Origin of the sequence: Erwinia plantamica, assembly GCF_043420595.1 — a bacterium.
In the GTDB taxonomy this organism is placed as follows: Bacteria; Pseudomonadota; Gammaproteobacteria; order Enterobacterales; family Enterobacteriaceae; genus Erwinia; species Erwinia aeris.
Window position 1 is genome coordinate 1 of sequence record NZ_JBGCUC010000038.1, and the last position, 1,798, is coordinate 1,798.

Annotated in this window: 1 rRNA gene; it reads right to left on the reverse strand. The window is 53.8% G+C overall.

Features of this window, described 5'->3' with window-relative positions:
• Window positions 1-20: 20 nt before the first annotated feature.
• Window positions 21-1,562, reverse strand: a 16S ribosomal RNA gene (locus tag AB3U87_RS21915).
• Window positions 1,563-1,798: the final 236 nt, after the last annotated feature.

Here is a 1,798-nt window from a genome sequence, read left to right on the forward strand (position 1 = left end):
CGCACGAAGGTATCTTCAGGTAAGGAGGTGATCCAACCGCAGGTTCCCCTACGGTTACCTTGTTACGACTTCACCCCAGTCATGAATCACAAAGTGGTAAGCGCCCTCCCGAAGGTTAAGCTACCTACTTCTTTTGCAACCCACTCCCATGGTGTGACGGGCGGTGTGTACAAGGCCCGGGAACGTATTCACCGTGGCATTCTGATCCACGATTACTAGCGATTCCGACTTCACGGAGTCGAGTTGCAGACTCCGATCCGGACTACGACGCACTTTATGAGGTCCGCTTGCTCTCGCGAGTTCGCTTCTCTTTGTATGCGCCATTGTAGCACGTGTGTAGCCCTGGCCGTAAGGGCCATGATGACTTGACGTCATCCCCACCTTCCTCCGGTTTATCACCGGCAGTCTCCTTTGAGTTCCCGACCGAATCGCTGGCAACAAAGGATAAGGGTTGCGCTCGTTGCGGGACTTAACCCAACATTTCACAACACGAGCTGACGACAGCCATGCAGCACCTGTCTCACGGTTCCCGAAGGCACTAAGGCATCTCTGCCGAATTCCGTGGATGTCAAGGCCAGGTAAGGTTCTTCGCGTTGCATCGAATTAAACCACATGCTCCACCGCTTGTGCGGGCCCCCGTCAATTCATTTGAGTTTTAACCTTGCGGCCGTACTCCCCAGGCGGTCGACTTAACGCGTTAGCTCCGGAAGCCACTCCTCAAGGGAACAGCCTCCAAGTCGACATCGTTTACGGCGTGGACTACCAGGGTATCTAATCCTGTTTGCTCCCCACGCTTTCGCACCTGAGCGTCAGTCTTTGTCCAGGGGGCCGCCTTCGCCACCGGTATTCCTCCAGATCTCTACGCATTTCACCGCTACACCTGGAATTCTACCCCCCTCTACAAGACTCTAGCCTGCCAGTTTCAAATGCAGTTCCCAGGTTAAGCCCGGGGATTTCACATCTGACTTGACAGACCGCCTGCGTGCGCTTTACGCCCAGTAATTCCGATTAACGCTTGCACCCTCCGTATTACCGCGGCTGCTGGCACGGAGTTAGCCGGTGCTTCTTCTGCGGGTAACGTCAATCGACGCGGTTATTAACCGCGTCGCCTTCCTCCCCGCTGAAAGTACTTTACAACCCGAAGGCCTTCTTCATACACGCGGCATGGCTGCATCAGGCTTGCGCCCATTGTGCAATATTCCCCACTGCTGCCTCCCGTAGGAGTCTGGACCGTGTCTCAGTTCCAGTGTGGCTGGTCATCCTCTCAGACCAGCTAGGGATCGTCGCCTAGGTGAGCCGTTACCCCACCTACTAGCTAATCCCATCTGGGCACATCCGATGGCGTGAGGCCCGAAGGTCCCCCACTTTGGTCCGAAGACGTTATGCGGTATTAGCTACCGTTTCCAGTAGTTATCCCCCTCCATCGGGCAGTTTCCCAGACATTACTCACCCGTCCGCCACTCGTCACCCAAGAAGCAAGCTTCTCTGTGCTACCGTTCGACTTGCATGTGTTAGGCCTGCCGCCAGCGTTCAATCTGAGCCATGATCAAACTCTTCAATTAAAAGTTCGATTTGCTGCAACAAGTGCAGCGATGCTCAAGTGTAAAACGTCATAATGAATTTCATTATGTGTTCACTCTTAAGACTTGATATTTTTTTGCGTCCGGAGACGCTTGATATCAATCCTGCGAGTGCCCACACAGATTGTCTGATAAATTGTTAAAGAGCGTTGCGGCCAGTGCTTTCGCTTCCTGCCGCGAGGTGGCGTATATTACGCTTTCCTCCTTCAGAGTCAACC